This window comes from Proteus columbae (assembly GCF_009914335.1).
In the GTDB taxonomy this organism is placed as follows: domain Bacteria; phylum Pseudomonadota; class Gammaproteobacteria; order Enterobacterales; family Enterobacteriaceae; genus Proteus.
In genome coordinates this window covers 248,309-266,071 of record NZ_CP043925.1, presented here as the reverse complement: position 1 = coordinate 266,071, position 17,763 = coordinate 248,309, and the positions used below count along the sequence as shown (strand labels likewise).

The following is a 17,763-nucleotide window of genomic DNA, read 5'->3' as shown; positions in this document are numbered from 1 at the left end:
TAATTTAAAACTCAAATTGATAAAGCAGATCTATTGCCTGATTCATACCAGACACTGCTTGTAAATACAACCTGGGCATCAAGCGATAACGTAAAGTTAACGTCGCTAGCGAATCAAATATACCCACTCCATATTTTACTTGTAGATCGTTGGTTATCTTGCCACTGACCACAACTTGTGAGCTATCACCCACACCTTGCGTATCCAATGCTAAATCTGAAACACCGAAGGTTTCACCAATACGCCCTACAAGCTGACCACTTTGACCAACACCTAATCCTATCAGCATTGCCGTCATTTGTGATGAGTCTGCATCACCACTTTTATCTAATCCTTCCCCTCTTAACAAGTAAGATAACGCTTCTTGCTGAGTAAATGCAGGCTCAGAGAAAATTTCGACTTTCGGCTTATCTGCAAGCCCCGTCACTCGTACACCCGCAATAACATTATTTGCTGTATTTTCAGGATTACGGATCGCTTCAATATTTAAGTAAGGCTGATCAACAGGCCCAGAGAACAAGATTTGTCCTTTACGCACTTGTAAGTCTTGTCCATAGGCTTTGAATTCCCCTTTAGGAATATCAATTTGACCATTTAAACCAAGCCCTTGTTTATTCTGATTGACTTTCAGCATGCCCGTCAATCTTGCTTTAAGCCCAAATGCGTCCAGTGTCACATCATTGCCAATATTAATCGCTAAATTGCTTTGAATTGGAATGGATGTCTCTTTTGGCGCAATAGGTTGCAAGTTTTTATCCAGCATCACTTCATCAGAAGACGCTGATACCGCAGATTCTGGTAAATCTTGCACCACAATACGCGCCCAAGGAATATCAATGCGACCGTCTAATTTCAGTAAATGCGGGCTTGCTTCAAACACCAAATCAGGATTGACATCGATACGCACCATTGGCGGTAGTGCCACTCGTAACTTATTACCATTTGCAGCCACAACAGCGCGCCATTCATCTAATTTACGCCAATCTGCATTACCCGTAAGATTTAAATAACCTTCTGGCGTTTCGATTCTGCCACTTAAGTCAGAGGTTGCACCATTAAAGCTAATATCAACATTTCCTTTGGTGATATCAAATGGGATCCAGTGTCCAACCACTTTTAATTGATTAATACCGAATTGACCAAATAGCAGTGGTGATTGCGCATTTCCCCCTAAACGTAATTGAGCACCCACGCTTCCTTGAGCTATTTCACCTTTCCCTAAGAACGGTTTGATTAAATCTAATGTCAGATTATTAATATCAACCGTACCAGACAGTTGGCGTTTTTTCTCAAGATCAGCAACATGCACATTACCTTTGAAGTCACCATTGCCTGCAATACTAATCAGCCATTGCAATGTAGCTTTGCCATTATTTACGCCAGCATTTAAAGTAATTGTATCAAAATCAATCGGTAAAACAGTTCCATCAATATTCTGTTTTACGCCAACACCTTGCCCTTTAAGGTTTACAGATGCTTTCGGTAATCCGCCTTTTGAATTCCACGTCGCAGTTGCATCACCCGTAAATACACCTCTAACTGACGTTTCAGGCGGTAAGAAAGGTTTGATCATCGCTAAATCAAAATGCGTCAGCGTGATAGCGGCACTGCCACTTTCGCCAACCGTTATCGCTTTTGGCACACAAACTTGTGCATTTGGATTTATCCAACAATGAGCGCCAATGGTGACTTCTTGCTTCTCAGCCAATAAATTCAATGCAATAGCTTTATTTAAACGCCACTCCCCTACAGGAGTATCAAATGCTGTATTATTCAGCGTTCCTTTCCATTGCTGTTTTTCTTTATCAAATGAACCTGCTAATGTCAGTCCACCAGAAACAGGCTCCCCCTCCATTTTTAACGTCAGTTTATGCTGTTTTTCTGTACCAGCTGCATCCAGCGTTAAATTACGAATAACTAAATCGGCTTGTTTTAACTGACGAGCAGTAATCGCTAGCTTACCGCCAATTTCTTTGTCCGATTGAACATCACCTTTAATAGTGATGGATTCAACACTAACTTGATCTTGCCATTTAATACCATGAGCATTGATATCAGCAATAATCTTAGGTGTATTAATATCACCTCGAATATTCACTTTGCCCTTAATCACACCAGCTAATCCTGGTACTAAACCATTTAAACCGGGAGCATTGATATTGGCATCTAATGCCCACTTGTCACCTAAATGTCCTTCAATATCGAGATTATTTTTACCTAGAATGAGCTTTAGTTGCGGGATATTCCATTGACCAGAATCGTTGCCATACGCGTTCCCTCTCGCCTTAATCAAATTATTTTTGAAATTACCATCTAAGGTGATTTCAGGAACACGTAATTGCCAACTACCACCATACAAACTGCCCGTTGTAGCAATGCGCCCATCTAATTTCGCGGGCATATCTGGATATTGTTTAACGGTATTAATACCTGAAATGGTTAATAACGCATTCCAGCTAATTGCTTTACTCCAATCGGCAACCCCCGTGATATCCGCATGGCCTTGTAATGCAGCTAAACGCAGACGTGTTAATTCAATTTTTTCTTCATTACCTTTTGCATCCAGCATTAATTTCGCAGGTGGGATCTCCTGACCTTCAATATCTGAGCGTAATGAAAGATCGTAGTTATCTGTCTGACCATTTAAACGCAACCGAGTATCATTGAGTTGATACTGCACATCCCCCGTTAACGGCCAGCGGACTTTTTGACTCTCTAAGGTTAATTTTAATGGAAGGTGTGGTTTTGCCAGTTCAGCTTGAGCGTCTAAAGTTGCTGTAACCGTTCCTGTTAAAGAGAGTGCTAATTTAAGCTCTTCAAGTAATGCGCCTTGCAAAGAAAGCGTCGCTTTTTGATCTTTAAAATCTTCAAGCCCTGCAACATCACGAATAGTCGCATTCACATCTAAATTAACAGGCCATTGTTTATCTAGGGTAATTCCCCCATTTAAACTAACTTCACCTTCTGGTGCATCAACAGTTAATTTAGTGAGATTAACTTGCTTACCTTTCGTATTGGCTTCAAAAGATAATTGGTTAATCGTAACAGGTGTATCCCCTGTTATTTGTAACTGCTTACCTTCAATACCTTCAACATTCACATCAACAGGAATAATAATTTCGGGTAAATCAGCTAACAGAGGTTTAGCAAAAATCGCTTTAATTGTGTCGGCTAATGCCTGTTCTTTTTCTTCTGGTGTTGTGGGTTCAGCTTGAGGTTTTGCCATAGCAACTTCTTTTACATCTTGAGCCGTTGCTTCAACACTTCCTTCTTCTGGTGTCTTTGGTAATGCCACCAGCAAATCATTAATGAGTGTTGGATTTAATGTAACTTGACGACCTTCCCACTGTGCGCCTGTTTTAAATTCACCAAGTGAGATCGCCATATCGTCAATCTTCACATGCGTATTTTCCAATGAAAGTGAATTTAAATAGATAGGTAATGGTGCATTAAGCTCAGTTAAAGGCTCTGAAGGTGGCGTTTCTTCAGAAGGAGGGAAAGCGCTAGTATCAATATTAACAACAACATCTCGTGTGCCTAATGTATCGACACAAACTTGTTTATCAGTCAGGCACGCTAAACGTAATCCTAATGACAATTCACCCACATTAACGTCAACACCAGGCATTTGATATTCAACACCGGTTAAACGTAGATCTTGCCAGCCTCCGTTAACCTCTTTAATGGCTAAGCCGGGAACCCAACGCGCTGCGCTGTTAATGGCAAAATGTAAACCAGATTGAGTTCCTAAAACCCAAGCTACAGTACCGAAAGTAAGCAAAATAAGGATAAGGAGGGTAAGTGCAATCCATTTCAACCACTTCTTCATAACTCTGCTCCTAACCCGATATAAAACTGGAGTCTACGTTTATCTACATCACTAACAGGTAATGCTAAATCAAATTTAACTGGACCAACAGGTGATGCCCAACGTACACCTGCACCTGCACCTGTTTTAAAATCACTTCGAGTAAAATCATTGACTGCTTCACCGCTATCAATAAAGACTGCACCCCACCAGTTTCCTGTCACGTTATATTGGTATTCGGCTGAACCAACTAACATTCTTGAGGCACCCGTTAAGTTACCTTTGCTATCTTCAGGTGAAATGCTTTGGTATTTAAAACCACGAACACTTCTATCACCACCCGCAAAGAAACGAAGTTCAGGTGGCACTTGCCCAAAAGCATTGGTTTCAATCCAACCAAAATTACCTCTGACAACAAAACGATGTCCTTCCCAAGGCGTGCGTATCCACACTTGTTGAGCATTAAAAGCTAAGAACTCAACATCAGAACCCCAAATTTTATTTGAGTAATTTATAGAGTAACGTTGGCTATCTCCCCAATAAGGCATCATGCCACCGCGTTGACGAACCCGACTCGCATTAACCCCTGGATATAACAACATGGTGGTATAAGTGTCTTGCCCTTGAGTAAAGTGGCTAAGGCTCCAGCGGGTATTTACGCTATATTGCCAACCTGTAGACATATCCCAATTTCGAGAAAGATTCAGCGTTGTAGTATCAGAACGCGTGTCATTATAGTCTGTTCTCTTAAAACCACCGTCTACCGCATAATATTGCTCTAATGGATTAATTTTTAATGGGATTTTGTATTTTGCACCAATAGATTGTTCGGGTTGAGAAATACTAAGATCTGACGTCAGGCTATGACCACGAGAATTCATCCAAGGTTTATTCCACTGCATATTCAACCTAGGCCCTACATCAGTTGCATAACCGCCCCCTAATTCAACGTAGTTACGAGAGCGAGGAGTGACAACCGCATCCATAGGTAGCAAATAAGAATGTTCACTGCGTGCTTTTGCGATATCAGGCGTCACAAGTGCTGAGTTAAACCAACCTGTTGCCGCTAAACGTCGATTAAATTCAGCAAGCTCTTCTGAGGAGTAATATTGCCCTTCTTTAAAAGGAACAATATTTTGTAGATAGTCTTCACGAATTTGAGAGCCAGTATAATTCACCTTACCAAAACGGTAACGTTCACCACTATTAAAGACAAAATCCCAATAAGAGGCGTGATTATCTAAAGAAACACCAAGCTGGCTTTTTTCCATTTCAGCATCAAAGTAGCCACGGCGAACAGCAAGCCCAGTTAGCGAACCTTTGAGCTTTTCATAATCACCATGATTTAACACGCTATCAAGTGGCGGGGTATTCTCTTTAATGACCTTAGCATATTGCTCATCGGTTTTAGCGCCACCTTCAAGAACAATATCCACACCTTTGAGTAAAATAGGAATACCCGGCTCTACTTTTGCCGTTAATATCGAACGTGCTGGCGGTGTATTTTCTTGATAAGAGAATGTCACCGTAGGCTGATAATAGCCTAATGGGCGAAGTCCTTCTTGAATTGCCTTTTCAACACGCGCACGAAAACGCCCGTCAGGTGCAACTTCTTCTGTTGTAATGTTTGATAGCTGGACTCGCACATTTTTTTCGAGTTGCCCTTCTAAACCTTCTACTTTTAAACGCAAATTTGCCCCATAGGCAACAGGTGCGATAAAAGACAGACAGAGAACGTAGATAACGGAGTATCTCGGCACGTTTTCTCCTCAATATAATTTAATCCATGTGATGAATTGACGACAAACTGTTTTAAGCTTTATTGTAGATTTAGTTTATAACAATATTAAGCCTTTACCATAGTAAAGCGTTTACAAATATAAAAACTGGAGTCTACCTTGCAACATAAAGCTTACCAACCAGAGAATGCCTTAAGGGGTACTTCGATACCATTAGAAATATCTGCTAATCATGCAGTAAATGGGCATTCTATTAATGACATTCCTGAAAAGATGAGTATCGCTTATTTTGCGATGGGCTGTTTTTGGGGGGTTGAACGTCTGTTTTGGCAACAACAGGGCGTTTACTCAACAAGTGCGGGTTATAGCGGTGGTGTAACAGAAAACCCAACCTATCAACAAGTTTGCCAAGGATTAACAGGTCATAGTGAAGTCGTGAGAGTGGTTTTTGATCCCTCAGTGATTAGCTATTCACAACTTTTGGCTCTTTTTTGGGAAAATCACAATCCATCACAAGGTATGCGTCAAGGTAACGATATTGGCAGCCAATATCGCTCGGCAATTTACACAGTTAATGCAGATCAATATGCGCAAGCTATTGAGTCCAAAAAACACTATCAACAAGCTATGAATACTCAAGGTGCTACTGAAGTAATCACCACAGAAATTCAGCCAGCGGGCCCTTTTTATTTTGCTGAAGATTATCACCAACAATATCTCTATAAAAACCCACAAGGTTATTGTGGATTAGGTGGGATAGGTATCTGTTATCCTCCTGAAAAGTAAAACTAGCAGAAAATAGCAGGGCGATGATATAATTGCGCCCTCTTATCTTTCTTTGTGAATAATTTCATCACAATATATTGATTTATCTTCTATTTTTAACACTCTAGTATTACCCTTTGGACTAAATACTTGGGGTGGTGTGAGCCTTATATGCTTAATAGTTTACTCATTGTGCTTTTGCTCTGTGCTATCAGCGCCTTTTTTTCGCTGTCTGAAATCTCTCTTGCTGCTTCTCGTCGAATTAAGCTCAAACAACTTGTTGATGAGGGCAATATCAACGCTGCTCGTGTATTAAAAATGCAAGAAATGCCGGGCATGTTTTTTACCGTCGTGCAAATTGGATTAAACGCTGTCGCTATCTTAGCGGGTATTGTTGGTGAATCTGCATTTTCGCCTTCATTAAAAAGCTTTTTCCTACAATTTTTTGATGAAGAACTCTCACAACAATTAGGATCGATTTGCTCTTTTATTATTGTCACATCAATGTTTATTTTACTGGCTGACTTAACGCCAAAACGCATTGGTATGATAAAACCAGAAGCTATCGCATTAAGAATTGTGAACCCAATGCGTTTCTGCCTTGCCTTCTTTCGCCCTCTGGTTTGGTTATTCAATGGTATGGCTGATCTTATCTTCAAATTATTTAAAATCCCGATGGTGAGAAATGAAGATATTACTTCTGATGATATTTTTGCCATTGTTGAAGCAGGCGCTGTTGCCGGTGTTTTACGTAAACAAGAACATGAACTGATTGAAAACGTCTTTGAGTTAGAGTCACGCACTGTCCCTTCGGCCATGACACCACGAGAAGATGTGGTCTATTTTGATCGTGAAGAAACAGAAAGTGATATCAAAGAAAAAATTGCCACACAGCCTCACTCTAAATTCTTGGTTTGTGAAGGCGATATCGACCATATTATTGGTTATGTTGATTCTAAAGAGCTTCTTAATCGCGTTATTAACGGACAAAGCTTAAACCTCAATGAAGGTGTTCATATCCGTAAAGCGCTGATTATTCCTGATACATTAACGCTTTCAGATATGTTGGAAAGCTTTAAAACATCTGGTGAAGACTTTGCCATCATCCTTAATGAATACGCGATGGTGATGGGTGTGATTACGTTAAACGATGTAATGACAACCTTGATGGGGGATTTAATTGGACCAGGGCAAGAAGAACAAATTGTTAGCCGTGATGAGCACTCATGGCTAGTTGAAGGCGGTACGCCAATTGATGATGTAATGCGCGTTCTTGATATTGATGATTTCCCCGATTCAAGTAACTACGAAACCATTGCGGGCTTTATGATGTACCGTTTACGTAAAATTCCAAAACGTACTGATTATGTGAAGTTCTCAGGGTATAAATTTGAAGTTGTCGATATTGATAATTACAAAATAGATCAATTACTCGTAACTAAAGTTGATGATATTCCACCGGTTAAACCTGTTTTGCAAGAACACGTTCCTGTTGTACAGACAACAACCGAAGTCGATATAAAAGTAGATGAAAATAAAACGACAAGTTAACTAGTAACAAATTGAAATTAATAACTGAGTCTTATCGAAAGTTTTCACGAGAAAGACTCAGTTATCTATCAGATAAAAGTTAGCCCAGTTCTGCTTTCAGTAAAACCACCTGCTGGTTCACTTCACTCATCACATTAAAATGTAGCTTATCTTTTATTTTAGGCAGTAGTATTTTGCCATAATCGAATTCAAATGCACCCATTCCTTTGATGTAAAACCGTCCACGAAATAATGTCTTAACGTAGAGAGCAATTTTTTCAGGGTTATAGCGATTGAAGATTTTCATCTTTCAGTTAGTCTCCCATGCTCGTTGTTGAGTTAAATAAGTCATAAAGACTTATCTTTATATATCAAATTTAAAGACCTAATTATAAGTACTAGGTTCAACTTATTTGATTTTCTTATCTGTTTTTACATTTATTGACAGTAAAAAATATAAATAAAGATAGTGTGTGCGTTATTTTACCCACTCAATGTTAAATAAATGTATCAGTGATGAGGTATTATTCTTCACTAGCTTCTATGCTTAGATAGAATCTAACGTCGATTTCAATAATAGGACAATGGCTATGCACAAAATAACCTTAGCTGCTCTTTTACTCAGCACATCCACATGGGCGTTTGCACATAACATCACTGAAAATACAGTACTTCCTGCTGTCACAATCAATGACAAAGGTGAGCTACTTTATGACACAACCAAAGATAAGTTTAGCTACCAAAATTGGAATAGTGGTCTGCTCAGTGGAAAAGTACGTACTGTTCAGCATATAGCAGGACGTAGCAAGGCTAAGGAGATGAATGCACCATTTATTGAAGCCGTAAAACTGGCTAAATTCCCACATACCAGTTATCAAACTACAACGATTATTAATACTGATGATGCAGTCTTTGGCACAGGTCCATTTGTTCGTAGTAGTGTTGAAGACAGTAAAAAAGAATTTCCTTGGTCACAGTTTATTGTTGATGCTGATGGCATAGCATTAAAAGGCTGGGGATTAGAAAAAGAGAGTTCAGCTATTGTTGTTTTAGATAAGCAAGGTAAGGTTCGTTTCGTCAAAGAAGGTGTATTAAGCGGTGCAGAGATTACGACGGCAATCAACCTTATCAACGATTTAATTAAAGAATAGTTTACCATGTCAGAGCCCTTTCACATCAAGGGCTCCAACTTCATCTGGTCTATTTAAAAAATAGAAACTCTAAATCCTGGGTTTATCAGCGATTCTTTAGGGGAATAATCTAACGTGATCCCTTTCCAATCGGTGACATGCGCACCAGCTGCAATCGCAATAGCATGACCTGCGGCAGTATCCCATGTATGTGTTGGTCCAAAACGAGGATAAAGTTGCGCTTTACCTTCCGCCACAAGGCAAAATTTTAAAGAAGAGCCAACGGCAACCGTTTGATGTTCACCAAGTTGAGATAAATACTCTTTTAATTCATCATCTTGATGAGAACGACTAATCACAATCACTGGAGGTTCAGCACGGCTAGCATGAATAGGTAATTTCCGACCACACATTTCTTTCCATGCTTGTTTATTGGCAGCCGCATATAACACATTTTGAACCGGTGCATAAACAACGCCTAAAACAGGAATACCTTTTTCAATTAAGGCGATATTCACCGTAAACTCACCATTTTTGCTAATAAATTCTTTAGTTCCATCTAGAGGATCAATCAACCAATAGCGATCCCAATAACGGCGAACGTCCCATTCAGGGGGATCTTCTTCAGATAATTGAGGTATATCAGGGGCAATAGAAGCAAGTCCTTGTTTGATAATTTGGTGAGCGGCCAAATCAGCCTCTGTGACAGGTGAATTATCACTTTTTTCCTGTACTTGGATAGGCTCTGATTGCTGGTAGATTTGCATTATCGCCATACCTGCTTGGCGGGCTAATTTGCTGACTTGTTCTAACATCATGCACCTCTCTTATTTTTATAAGCAGATAACGCCCCTTATAAAAATTAATTACCCTACTATCTCTTTATTTTAGTATAGAGACAAAAATAGCTGGCAAAAACCAGCTATTTTTTACTCTGATTTACCGCAGAATAAGAAATTATAAAATTTCTAATAATTCTACTTCAAATACTAATGTCGCGAATGGAGGAATAGCCGCACCCGCACCACGTTCGCCATAAGCTAATTGGTAAGGAATATATAATTCCCATTTTGAGCCTACTGGCATTAATGTTAATGCTTCAATCCAGCCTGCGATAACGCCATTTACTGGAAATTCAGCAGGTTGGCCACGTTGAACTGAGCTATCAAACACAGTACCATCAATTAAACGCCCCGTGTAGTGAACACGAACATGATCAGTACGCGCAGGGATTGCACCTTCACCCGCTGTCAGGACTTTGTACTGTAAACCTGATTCTGTAACCTGAACGCCTTCATTTTTCACATTTTCTTCTAAGAAAACTTTACCAGCATCAGCCAGCTCTGCTTGGCGTTCTTGACGAACAGCTTCAGCACGCTCGTGCATAGTACGTAAGGCATTGTGTAATGTTTCAACAGGTACAGAAGGCGCATTACCTTCTAATGCATCGGTCAAGCCAGCTAACAGTGCTGCGGGCTCTAATCCTTGAAGACCTGACTCAGTCAGTTGTTGACCGACTTGCAGACCAATACCGTAACTTGCCTGTGATTCAATAGAATCAAATGATGGTTTTGACATGAAAAATACCTGTTTTTTATGAAAGTTAAACCCAAGAATAACAGTGGTAAGGTACAGCGTAAACCTTCAGTCTTGAGTAATGGGGATTATTCCTTAAAAACGTAAGCAATTGACCTTATCCACCGTGTTTTGACGTTTTTTTATTGGCATTTGTCATACTTATTTTCACAACATCGCAACACAGGCATATAATTATAAACAGGCATAGAACTACCTAGCCTTATAAATATCAATATAATGTGTTCAGAGAGGTATTAAGTGAAGATAACGACAAATCCCTATTTCCGTGAACAAGGCTATATTGATGGTCTTTGGTGTAATGCTAAAAATAATGAAACCGTTGATGTTATTGATCCTGCCACGGGTACTTTACTCGGTACTGTACCCAATATGGCAACTCAAGAAGCAATAATGGCTGTTGATGCTGCACAAAAAGCCTTACCAAAATGGCGCGCACTTACAGCACATCAGCGCGGAGCGTTATTGCAAAACTGGTTTAGATTAATCACTGAAAATAAAAGAAAATTAGCTGAACTAATGACCTTTGAGCAGGGTAAACCTGTTGCTGAAGCAGAGGGTGAAATTACTTATGCGGCTTCTTTTATTGAGTGGTTTGCAGAGCAGGGCAAAAGAACCAACGGTGAAATTATTCCCTCACCTTCTGCTGATAAACGTTTGATGGTAATTAAACAAGGTATCGGTGTTTGTGCTGCCATTACGCCTTGGAACTTCCCAGCAGCTATGATCACCCGAAAAGCCGCACCAGCATTAGCCGCAGGTTGCACCATGGTGATTAAACCTGCCAATGAAACACCTTATACCGCATTGGCTTTAGCGGAATTAGCAACTCAAGCAGGTATTCCTGCGGGTGTTATTAATATTGTTACAGGTGATGCCATTAAAATTGGCGAAGTCTTTACCTCTGATAATCGCATTCGTAAATTAAGTTTTACGGGTTCGACAGGTGTTGGACGTTTATTAATGCGCCAATGTTCTGATAGCGTAAAAAAAGTCTCTTTAGAATTGGGCGGCAATGCGCCGTTTATTGTTTTTAACGACGCTGATATAGATAAAGCTGTTGAAGGGGCAATGGGTGCTAAATTCCGTAATGCAGGACAAACCTGTGTTTGCGCTAACCGATTCTATATTCATAAAGACGTTTATCAGCAATTTAGTGAACGCTTTGTTGCTGCTGTTAAAAAACTCAAAGTGGGTAACGGTTTTGCAGAAGGTGTCACTATTGGGCCTCTTATTAATCGCAAAGCAGTTGAAAAATCACAATCTTTACTGGCTGATACGCTAAAACGTGGTGCGACACTACTTTGTGGTGGCGAAAGTGATAAAGCGGGTGAAAATTTCTTCCAACCTACTGTTGTAGGTAATGTTCCCGCAGATAGTCATATTCTTGAAGAAGAGATCTTTGGCCCTGTGGCACCTTTAGTTATCTTTGAAAATGAAGATGAAGTGGTGCATTTAGCCAATAACACCATTTATGGTTTAGCGGCTTATTTTTATAGTGAAAATCCACAGCGTATTTGGCGTGTTGCTGAAAATTTAGAATACGGCATGGTGGGCATTAATACGGGTTTAATTTCTAATGAAGTTGCGCCATTTGGAGGAATTAAACAATCAGGTTTAGGTCGTGAAGGCTCTGAACACGGTATTGAAGACTATATGGAAATGAAATACCTCTGCCAAGGGTTATAAATAATTGTTAACCCAACCTATAAAAGTAAGTCAGCATGGATGCTACTGCTTTTTCCTTTTTTATCATTATTGTTAAGAAAAAATACCCTCGGTAATAACCAAGGGTATAAGGTGTTAGCCCAATATTTTTATCAATTAGTTATCAGTGATAAAGCATTTCATGAACAATATCATCTGCCTTCATAGAATAAGGATAGTAAGTTGGCCAATTACTCAACTCTTTAAGTAATTCATCTTGCGATGTATTGCCCATATATAAATGGAAATGCCCTGCTTTCTCTGGTGCAATAATATGGTCGCTAAATTGAATAAATTTAGGTGCTTGGCTTGTAGGATCGTCACATCTAAATAAATAACGAACCCCTTTTTTACCAGACTCATAATGTAAAATACGATAACCATCATAGTGATATTCGCAACTCTCTACTTTCTCACCTTGATGAAATTCAATGATATTATTTTCAATACCAATCATATCCACGTCTGTTTTGTAGCCTTGTGTGTAGTAGGCACGATACTCTTCAACAGTTTTATCTTTTTTCGTCTCTGCTTTTTTCTGTAAAACAACATCGAGTTCGCCACTGCGAAGATAAGGCTCTACAGATTGCCATACCCCTTCCCAATCGCTGAGTTTACGATCGAGAACATCCTTGTCCTCGAAAATCCCATTCGCTGCATCTCGCTGTGCTTGTGTTTGTACTTTTTCATGATGGTGACCATGTGCTAAAACCGACATTGCACTACCCAATAATCCCATAATCAAAACACAAGAAAGAATTGGTTTTTGCATGATCTTACCCCTGAACAGCTTTAAAACGTGGATTTGACTTACAAATTACATAAAGGCGACCACGGCGACGCACCACTTTACAATCTGGATGGCGTTGTTTAGCGCTTTTCAATGAACTTAATACCTGCATTTTTTCTTCCTTACTTAATAAATTGACCAAAACGTTTATTAAAGCGTGCCACATTACCTTCTTGAGAATGTGCCTTCTGCTTACCGGTATAAAATGGGTGTGATTGAGAGGAGACATCTAACGTCACATAAGGGTATGTTTGCCCCTCATACTCTATTGTCTTTTCCGTTTGGATGGTTGAACCCACTTTAAAATAAGCATCTGCACTAGTGTCATGGAAAATCACTGTTCGATATTGAGGGTGGATACCTAGTTTCATAATAAACCCCATTTATTTGTAATGTTATAATATAACAAATCTAGAATTGCGCTAATGTACCGCTTTTTAATTTTATTGACCAGTTTTTTTTGATTTGTTTTTTATCTCAAGAAGGGAGGTATGTTTCGAGTAGGGATTTTTTAAGTGATATAAGTGGATTTTCTGGCTTTTTTTGTCCAGCTTTCCTATTTTCCGCTAAAGTTATACTAAGACGGCAAAACAAATAGGATCTATTATGACTAATTGGCGCGATAAGCTTTTCAGTAAGTCACCTCTGTCTATCGATCTCACAGTAGACTTTCCTAACGTTTGCTCGTCTTCTGCCCCTTCAATTTTTTCACAATTAAAACCTTATGAAATAGGTGATACACCATTACCTGATGAATTAAATCTATTGTCAGACGCGCATCTAAAAGTAAAACCTGACAATTCAATACCTTTTAGTTGGTCAGCTGGCGCTCGTGAAGGTATTATTTTGCACCAACGAATAGGTCGAGCGATTGAACGACAGCCTTCTCAAAAAGCATGTGAAGAATTTGCCTTGTCGCTCTATCATGCAATAAAACATGTCGTTTTTTTGCCTGATAAAGAGCATGTCGATTCTTTTTATTCAATGGCCTACCAAGATAAACTCGCGCCTATTACCTATCTTCCTCATCTGATAAAGAAAATAGAACAAGATGAAACATTGATTAATCATGAGGTCTATTTTCAATTCATCTTGTGGATCTTGAAGTCAAGCCCTGATAAAAATCCGATCAAAATCGTATTAGGGCTATTAGGCACGTTTAGCGATAGTCCTTCTCAACGTTTACTTTTATTGTTTGCCCTTCACCCTGAATTTACACTTTATGCTATTCGATCGCTGAAACAGCGCCTCTCCTGTGAAGAATTTGAGCCTTTTTTATATTCCCTAGGTCAACGAACTAAAGGCTGGGGACGTATTCAATTTATCGAACATCTGCCTTCAACACTGTCTGTTAATAATCGCTATTGGCTGCTGACTGAAGGGTATAAAAATAATGTGATGACAGAATATGTAGCCTATGACTGTGTCACAAAAGGGGCATTATTAGAGATGTTAAACACACATCCTTTAGATAATGAGTTACTACTTGGTTGTAGTGATCTTTTACGCGCACTGCTTAATGGAGGCCCTGCAAAAGATATCTATGATTATGTAGAGGGCACCCAAGCGTGTAATGCTTTTATTTCACAAGTCGATACTTTGCCACCAAAAGAATTAAAGCTCCTTTATTGTGTCTGTGAAATCGCTGACTTTGTACAAAATAGTGGTGAAGATTGGTTATTACTCGAGTCTCTCGGCTGGAACGATCAATGCCAACAACAAATTATCTCTGCTTCGCAAAATATTATTCAAAAACCAGAATGGTCGACACTCATTATCGAAGCATTACAAAATCCTTCTCGCTCAAAAAATTACCAAGCAAGCCTTGTCGCTAAATCTCTTCGCCTTGATATTTGGGAATTACTCTTTTCACTACAAAAAGACAATCCCAATGCGGATTGGTGGCACCAATTAATGCAAACAGATGCTTCTCACAAAATAGAAAGAGTAGTTAAACTTGCAGAACAACAAATTGAATTAACAGCATTAGATAGCATAGATGATCCATTAATAACTACCGACTCTGAATATCAGTCTCATCATGCCGTTGAATATATTATGCAAGATCTTGGTGGTTTTCCTGGTATCGGCTGGTCACTTATCAAAAGGCAATTACGCAGTCCAACATTGCGTGATAGAAATATGGCGCTGAATGTTCTTTCAACATGGTCTGACACATTATTGCCTCATGATCTTTATGGTGAATTAACGCAGGCTTTAACCATAGAAACTGATAAAAATGTGTATCAACGTATGAAACTGTTTTTAGTTAACCATCAAGGGAATAAAGAACATTAACGGTTAGAGCGAATAGATAATTCTGAAAAGAATTCAGGGAGCAGGTTAGGATCATGGTTCGTGCTAGTATGGCTACAAGGAATAAAAAAGATGTTACAGCAATTCATAATACTGATTCACAGATCAATAATGAGGTGAATATGGGCAAATTCCCTGGCTTACATCGTCGAGCAATACTGGTTATTGCTATTGCTTTATTGGTCGTGTTTTTTTGGCCGACAAGTGAAAACACTAGTGAGCCACCTCAACCGTCATCATCAACGAATGATCTTCCGGTGCCAATAGCATCATCTACCAATGATCCGGCGTATCAAACACCGATCCCTCAAGCACAAAATAACTCAAATGCCGAACCTGGAATTTCTCCATCAATTGAGGCTCCAACGACAAATGATCATGAGGGAAATATTGCTCAAACAACACCGCAACAAGACACTCAATCAACACCAGCGCAAACATGGCAGACTTATACCATTAAAGAGGGACAAACCTTAGCGCAGCTTTTTAGAGACAATCAACTTCCTGTCAATGATGCATTTTCTATGGCGAAGTCAGAAGACCAACAGAAATCATTAAGCCAATTACGCTCAGGGCAAGCTATTCGTTTACAGCGTAATCCACAAGGTGATGTCAGTATGCTAGAAGTGACAAATAGCGCCGGTACTGTTATCACTTACACTCGTTTGAGTGATGGAAGTTATTACCGTACACCATAGTAAAAAAAGCATTTATTTATCCCAAAAAAAACGCCAGCTTAGCTGGCGTTTTTCTTTATCAACATTAACTGTTTAATCAGAGATTATTCAGCAACAATGATAACATTCAGTTCAGCGAATACGTCACTGTGAACTTGGAAGTGAACTTCGTGGTCACCAGTAGTACGCAGAACGCCATTTGGCAGGCGAACTTCGCTCTTACACATTTCAACGCCAGCTGCAGTTACTGCATCAGCGATGTCACGAGTACCGATTGAACCAAACAGTTTACCTTCGTCACCCGCTTTAGAGCTGATAGTGACAGAACCCAGTGCATTGATCTTCGCTGCACGAGCTTCAGCTGCTGCTAAAGTTTCAGCTAATTTAGCTTCTAACTCAGCACGACGCGCTTCGAAAAACTCGATGTTTTTCTTAGTCGCAGAAACAGCTTTACCCTGTGGGATTAAATAGTTACGAGCATAGCCCGATTTTACGTTAACCTGATCACCCAGGCTACCCAGATTCGCTACTTTATCAAGCAGAATAATTTGCATTACCTTATCCTCTACAAGTCATTAATGGACTATATACCTATTACTGATGACGATCAGTATAAGGTAATAAAGACAGGTAGCGTGCGCGCTTGATAGCACGAGCCAGCTGACGCTGGTATTTTGCACGAGTACCGGTGATACGACTTGGTACAATTTTACCACTTTCAGTGATATAGTTTTTCAGCGTAGCGATATCTTTATAATCGATCTCTTGTACGCCTTCTGCTGTGAAACGGCAGAACTTACGACGACGGAAATAACGTGCCATATGGCTAGTCTCCAGAATCTATCAATTCAATCTGCTCGGCATGAAGCACCAATTTAAACAATCCATTTCGCGCCTGATGGCTACTAATGAATCCAGAAACGGTGATTTGGCTGCCGACCGTTATACTGTGAGTAACTGCTTGTAACGCTTTCCCGCTAGCAATAATGGGCATTCGGCACCATGATTGTCTTTTTAATCCCGCCTCTTCTTGTATTGAACGATGTTCAATAACAAATTGACAGTGCGGGATCCCAGCGGGGCTAACTTTTCGAATTAATGCTTTGCACACTGTGCCAGTTAGCACCAAATGATTATTAGCCGTCACAGCACTAATTACTCTTCAGAATCCTCTGCTACATCATCAACTTCATCTTCATCATCGAGGTCATCAGCGATATCACGACGGCGTTCGTCTTTTGCTTTAACCATTGGAGAAGCTTCAGTTACTGCGTGTTTAGTACGCATAATCATGTTGCGGAGAACGGCATCGTTGAAACGGAAAGTAGTTTCCAGTTCATCAATCACTTCCTGCGGAGCTTCAACGTTCATCAGAACGTAGTGTGCTTTGTGCAGTTTGTTGATTGGATAAGCTAATTGACGACGACCCCAGTCTTCTAGACGGTGGATCTGACCATTTGCATTAGTGATAGCGGTTTTATAACGCTCGATCATGCCCGGAACTTGTTCGCTCTGGTCAGGATGAACCATAAAAACGATTTCGTAATGACGCATTTGATATTGCTCCTTACGGATTTATCAGCCTCCTGTCAGGGTCAGTCACCACCCATGGAGGCAAGGAACTTGTTTAAGTTGTGACTGAAAAAATTGACGCGTAACTATACCCCCGCGGTCAATAAAACTCAAGGGAGTATAGAGAATAAAA

General features: G+C 39.8%; 18 protein-coding genes. 6 read left to right on the top strand and 12 right to left on the bottom strand.

The features are described 5' to 3' along the window. Positions 1-4 precede the first annotated feature (4 nt). Positions 5-3,829, bottom strand: a complete 3,825-nt coding sequence (gene tamB, locus F1325_RS01325) for an autotransporter assembly complex protein TamB (RefSeq protein WP_160229897.1) — start codon at positions 3,827-3,829, stop codon at positions 5-7. Further along, positions 3,826-5,568, bottom strand: a complete 1,743-nt coding sequence (gene tamA, locus F1325_RS01320; protein ID WP_109372694.1) for an autotransporter assembly complex protein TamA — start codon at positions 5,566-5,568, stop codon at positions 3,826-3,828. Before tamA ends, tamB begins: the two co-directional genes overlap by 4 nt. A 138-nt stretch (positions 5,569-5,706) precedes the next feature. Between tamA and msrA the strand changes: the two genes are divergently transcribed. Continuing rightward, entirely contained in the window at positions 5,707-6,333 is a 627-nt protein-coding gene (gene msrA, locus F1325_RS01315) for a peptide-methionine (S)-S-oxide reductase MsrA (protein ID WP_244185032.1), read from the top strand. Positions 6,334-6,483: 150 nt separating this feature from the next. Further along, entirely contained in the window at positions 6,484-7,863 is a 1,380-nt protein-coding gene (locus tag F1325_RS01310; protein ID WP_160229896.1) for a hemolysin family protein, read from the top strand. 79 nt (positions 7,864-7,942) lie between these two features. Here F1325_RS01310 and F1325_RS01305 read toward each other — a convergent pair whose 3' ends face one another. Next, a complete protein-coding gene (locus F1325_RS01305) occupies positions 7,943-8,149 on the bottom strand; it encodes a DUF1107 domain-containing protein (RefSeq protein WP_100159789.1) in 207 nt (68 codons plus the stop codon). Positions 8,150-8,432: 283 nt separating this feature from the next. On the opposite strand from F1325_RS01305, the gene F1325_RS01300 reads away from it, so the two are divergent. Further along, positions 8,433-8,993 carry a YtfJ family protein gene (locus F1325_RS01300; protein WP_109372697.1) on the top strand — a complete coding sequence of 187 codons (561 nt, stop codon included), beginning with the start codon at positions 8,433-8,435 and terminating at the stop codon, positions 8,991-8,993. A gap of 53 nt (positions 8,994-9,046) precedes the next feature. Here the strand turns inward: F1325_RS01300 and cysQ are convergent, their stop codons facing one another. Both cysQ and F1325_RS01290 read right to left on the bottom strand, forming a co-directional pair. Further along, positions 9,047-9,787: a 3'(2'),5'-bisphosphate nucleotidase CysQ gene (cysQ, locus tag F1325_RS01295; protein ID WP_109372760.1), complete on the bottom strand. Its 741-nt coding sequence runs from the start codon at positions 9,785-9,787 to the stop codon at positions 9,047-9,049. A gap of 142 nt (positions 9,788-9,929) precedes the next feature. After that, complete coding sequence (locus tag F1325_RS01290) at positions 9,930-10,550, bottom strand: peptidylprolyl isomerase (protein WP_006535733.1); 621 nt, start codon at positions 10,548-10,550, stop codon at positions 9,930-9,932. Between the two features lie 258 nt (positions 10,551-10,808). On the opposite strand from F1325_RS01290, the gene F1325_RS01285 reads away from it, so the two are divergent. Next, a complete protein-coding gene (locus F1325_RS01285) occupies positions 10,809-12,257 on the top strand; it encodes an NAD-dependent succinate-semialdehyde dehydrogenase (protein WP_109372698.1) in 1,449 nt (482 codons plus the stop codon). 142 nt (positions 12,258-12,399) lie between these two features. Here the strand turns inward: F1325_RS01285 and zinT are convergent, their stop codons facing one another. From zinT to F1325_RS01270, 3 genes are read right to left on the bottom strand one after another with little or no spacing between them, the layout of a single operon-like run. Further along, complete coding sequence (gene zinT / locus F1325_RS01280; protein WP_109372699.1) at positions 12,400-13,047, bottom strand: metal-binding protein ZinT; 648 nt, start codon at positions 13,045-13,047, stop codon at positions 12,400-12,402. Positions 13,048-13,051: 4 nt separating this feature from the next. Beyond that, positions 13,052-13,177, bottom strand: coding sequence for a type B 50S ribosomal protein L36 (gene ykgO, locus F1325_RS01275; protein ID WP_006535739.1), 126 nt, complete (start codon positions 13,175-13,177; stop codon positions 13,052-13,054). A gap of 10 nt (positions 13,178-13,187) precedes the next feature. After that, positions 13,188-13,436 (bottom strand): type B 50S ribosomal protein L31, encoded by a 249-nt coding sequence (locus tag F1325_RS01270; RefSeq protein WP_160229895.1) that lies wholly within the window; start codon positions 13,434-13,436, stop codon positions 13,188-13,190. Between the two features lie 235 nt (positions 13,437-13,671). On the opposite strand from F1325_RS01270, the gene F1325_RS01265 reads away from it, so the two are divergent. Together F1325_RS01265 and F1325_RS01260 are read left to right on the top strand one after the other, a co-directional pair. Then, on the top strand, positions 13,672-15,363 hold the full coding sequence (locus F1325_RS01265; protein ID WP_160229894.1) for a hypothetical protein: 1,692 nt from the start codon (positions 13,672-13,674) through the stop codon (positions 15,361-15,363). Between the two features lie 68 nt (positions 15,364-15,431). Next, positions 15,432-16,079 carry a LysM-like peptidoglycan-binding domain-containing protein gene (locus F1325_RS01260; protein WP_244185033.1) on the top strand — a complete coding sequence of 216 codons (648 nt, stop codon included), beginning with the start codon at positions 15,432-15,434 and terminating at the stop codon, positions 16,077-16,079. 83 nt (positions 16,080-16,162) lie between these two features. Here the strand turns inward: F1325_RS01260 and rplI are convergent, their stop codons facing one another. From rplI to rpsF, 4 genes are read right to left on the bottom strand one after another with little or no spacing between them, the layout of a single operon-like run. After that, positions 16,163-16,612, bottom strand: a complete 450-nt coding sequence (gene rplI / locus F1325_RS01255) for a 50S ribosomal protein L9 (protein WP_023583606.1) — start codon at positions 16,610-16,612, stop codon at positions 16,163-16,165. Positions 16,613-16,652: 40 nt separating this feature from the next. After that, on the bottom strand, positions 16,653-16,880 hold the full coding sequence (gene rpsR, locus F1325_RS01250) for a 30S ribosomal protein S18 (protein ID WP_000135199.1): 228 nt from the start codon (positions 16,878-16,880) through the stop codon (positions 16,653-16,655). Positions 16,881-16,884: 4 nt separating this feature from the next. Next, positions 16,885-17,205 (bottom strand): primosomal replication protein N, encoded by a 321-nt coding sequence (priB, locus tag F1325_RS01245; protein ID WP_006535746.1) that lies wholly within the window; start codon positions 17,203-17,205, stop codon positions 16,885-16,887. 8 nt (positions 17,206-17,213) lie between these two features. Then, the gene (gene rpsF, locus F1325_RS01240) at positions 17,214-17,612 is read right to left on the bottom strand and encodes a 30S ribosomal protein S6 (RefSeq protein WP_023583607.1); all 399 of its coding nucleotides are present in this window, start codon (positions 17,610-17,612) and stop codon (positions 17,214-17,216) included. Between the last annotated feature and the right edge of the window lie 151 nt (positions 17,613-17,763).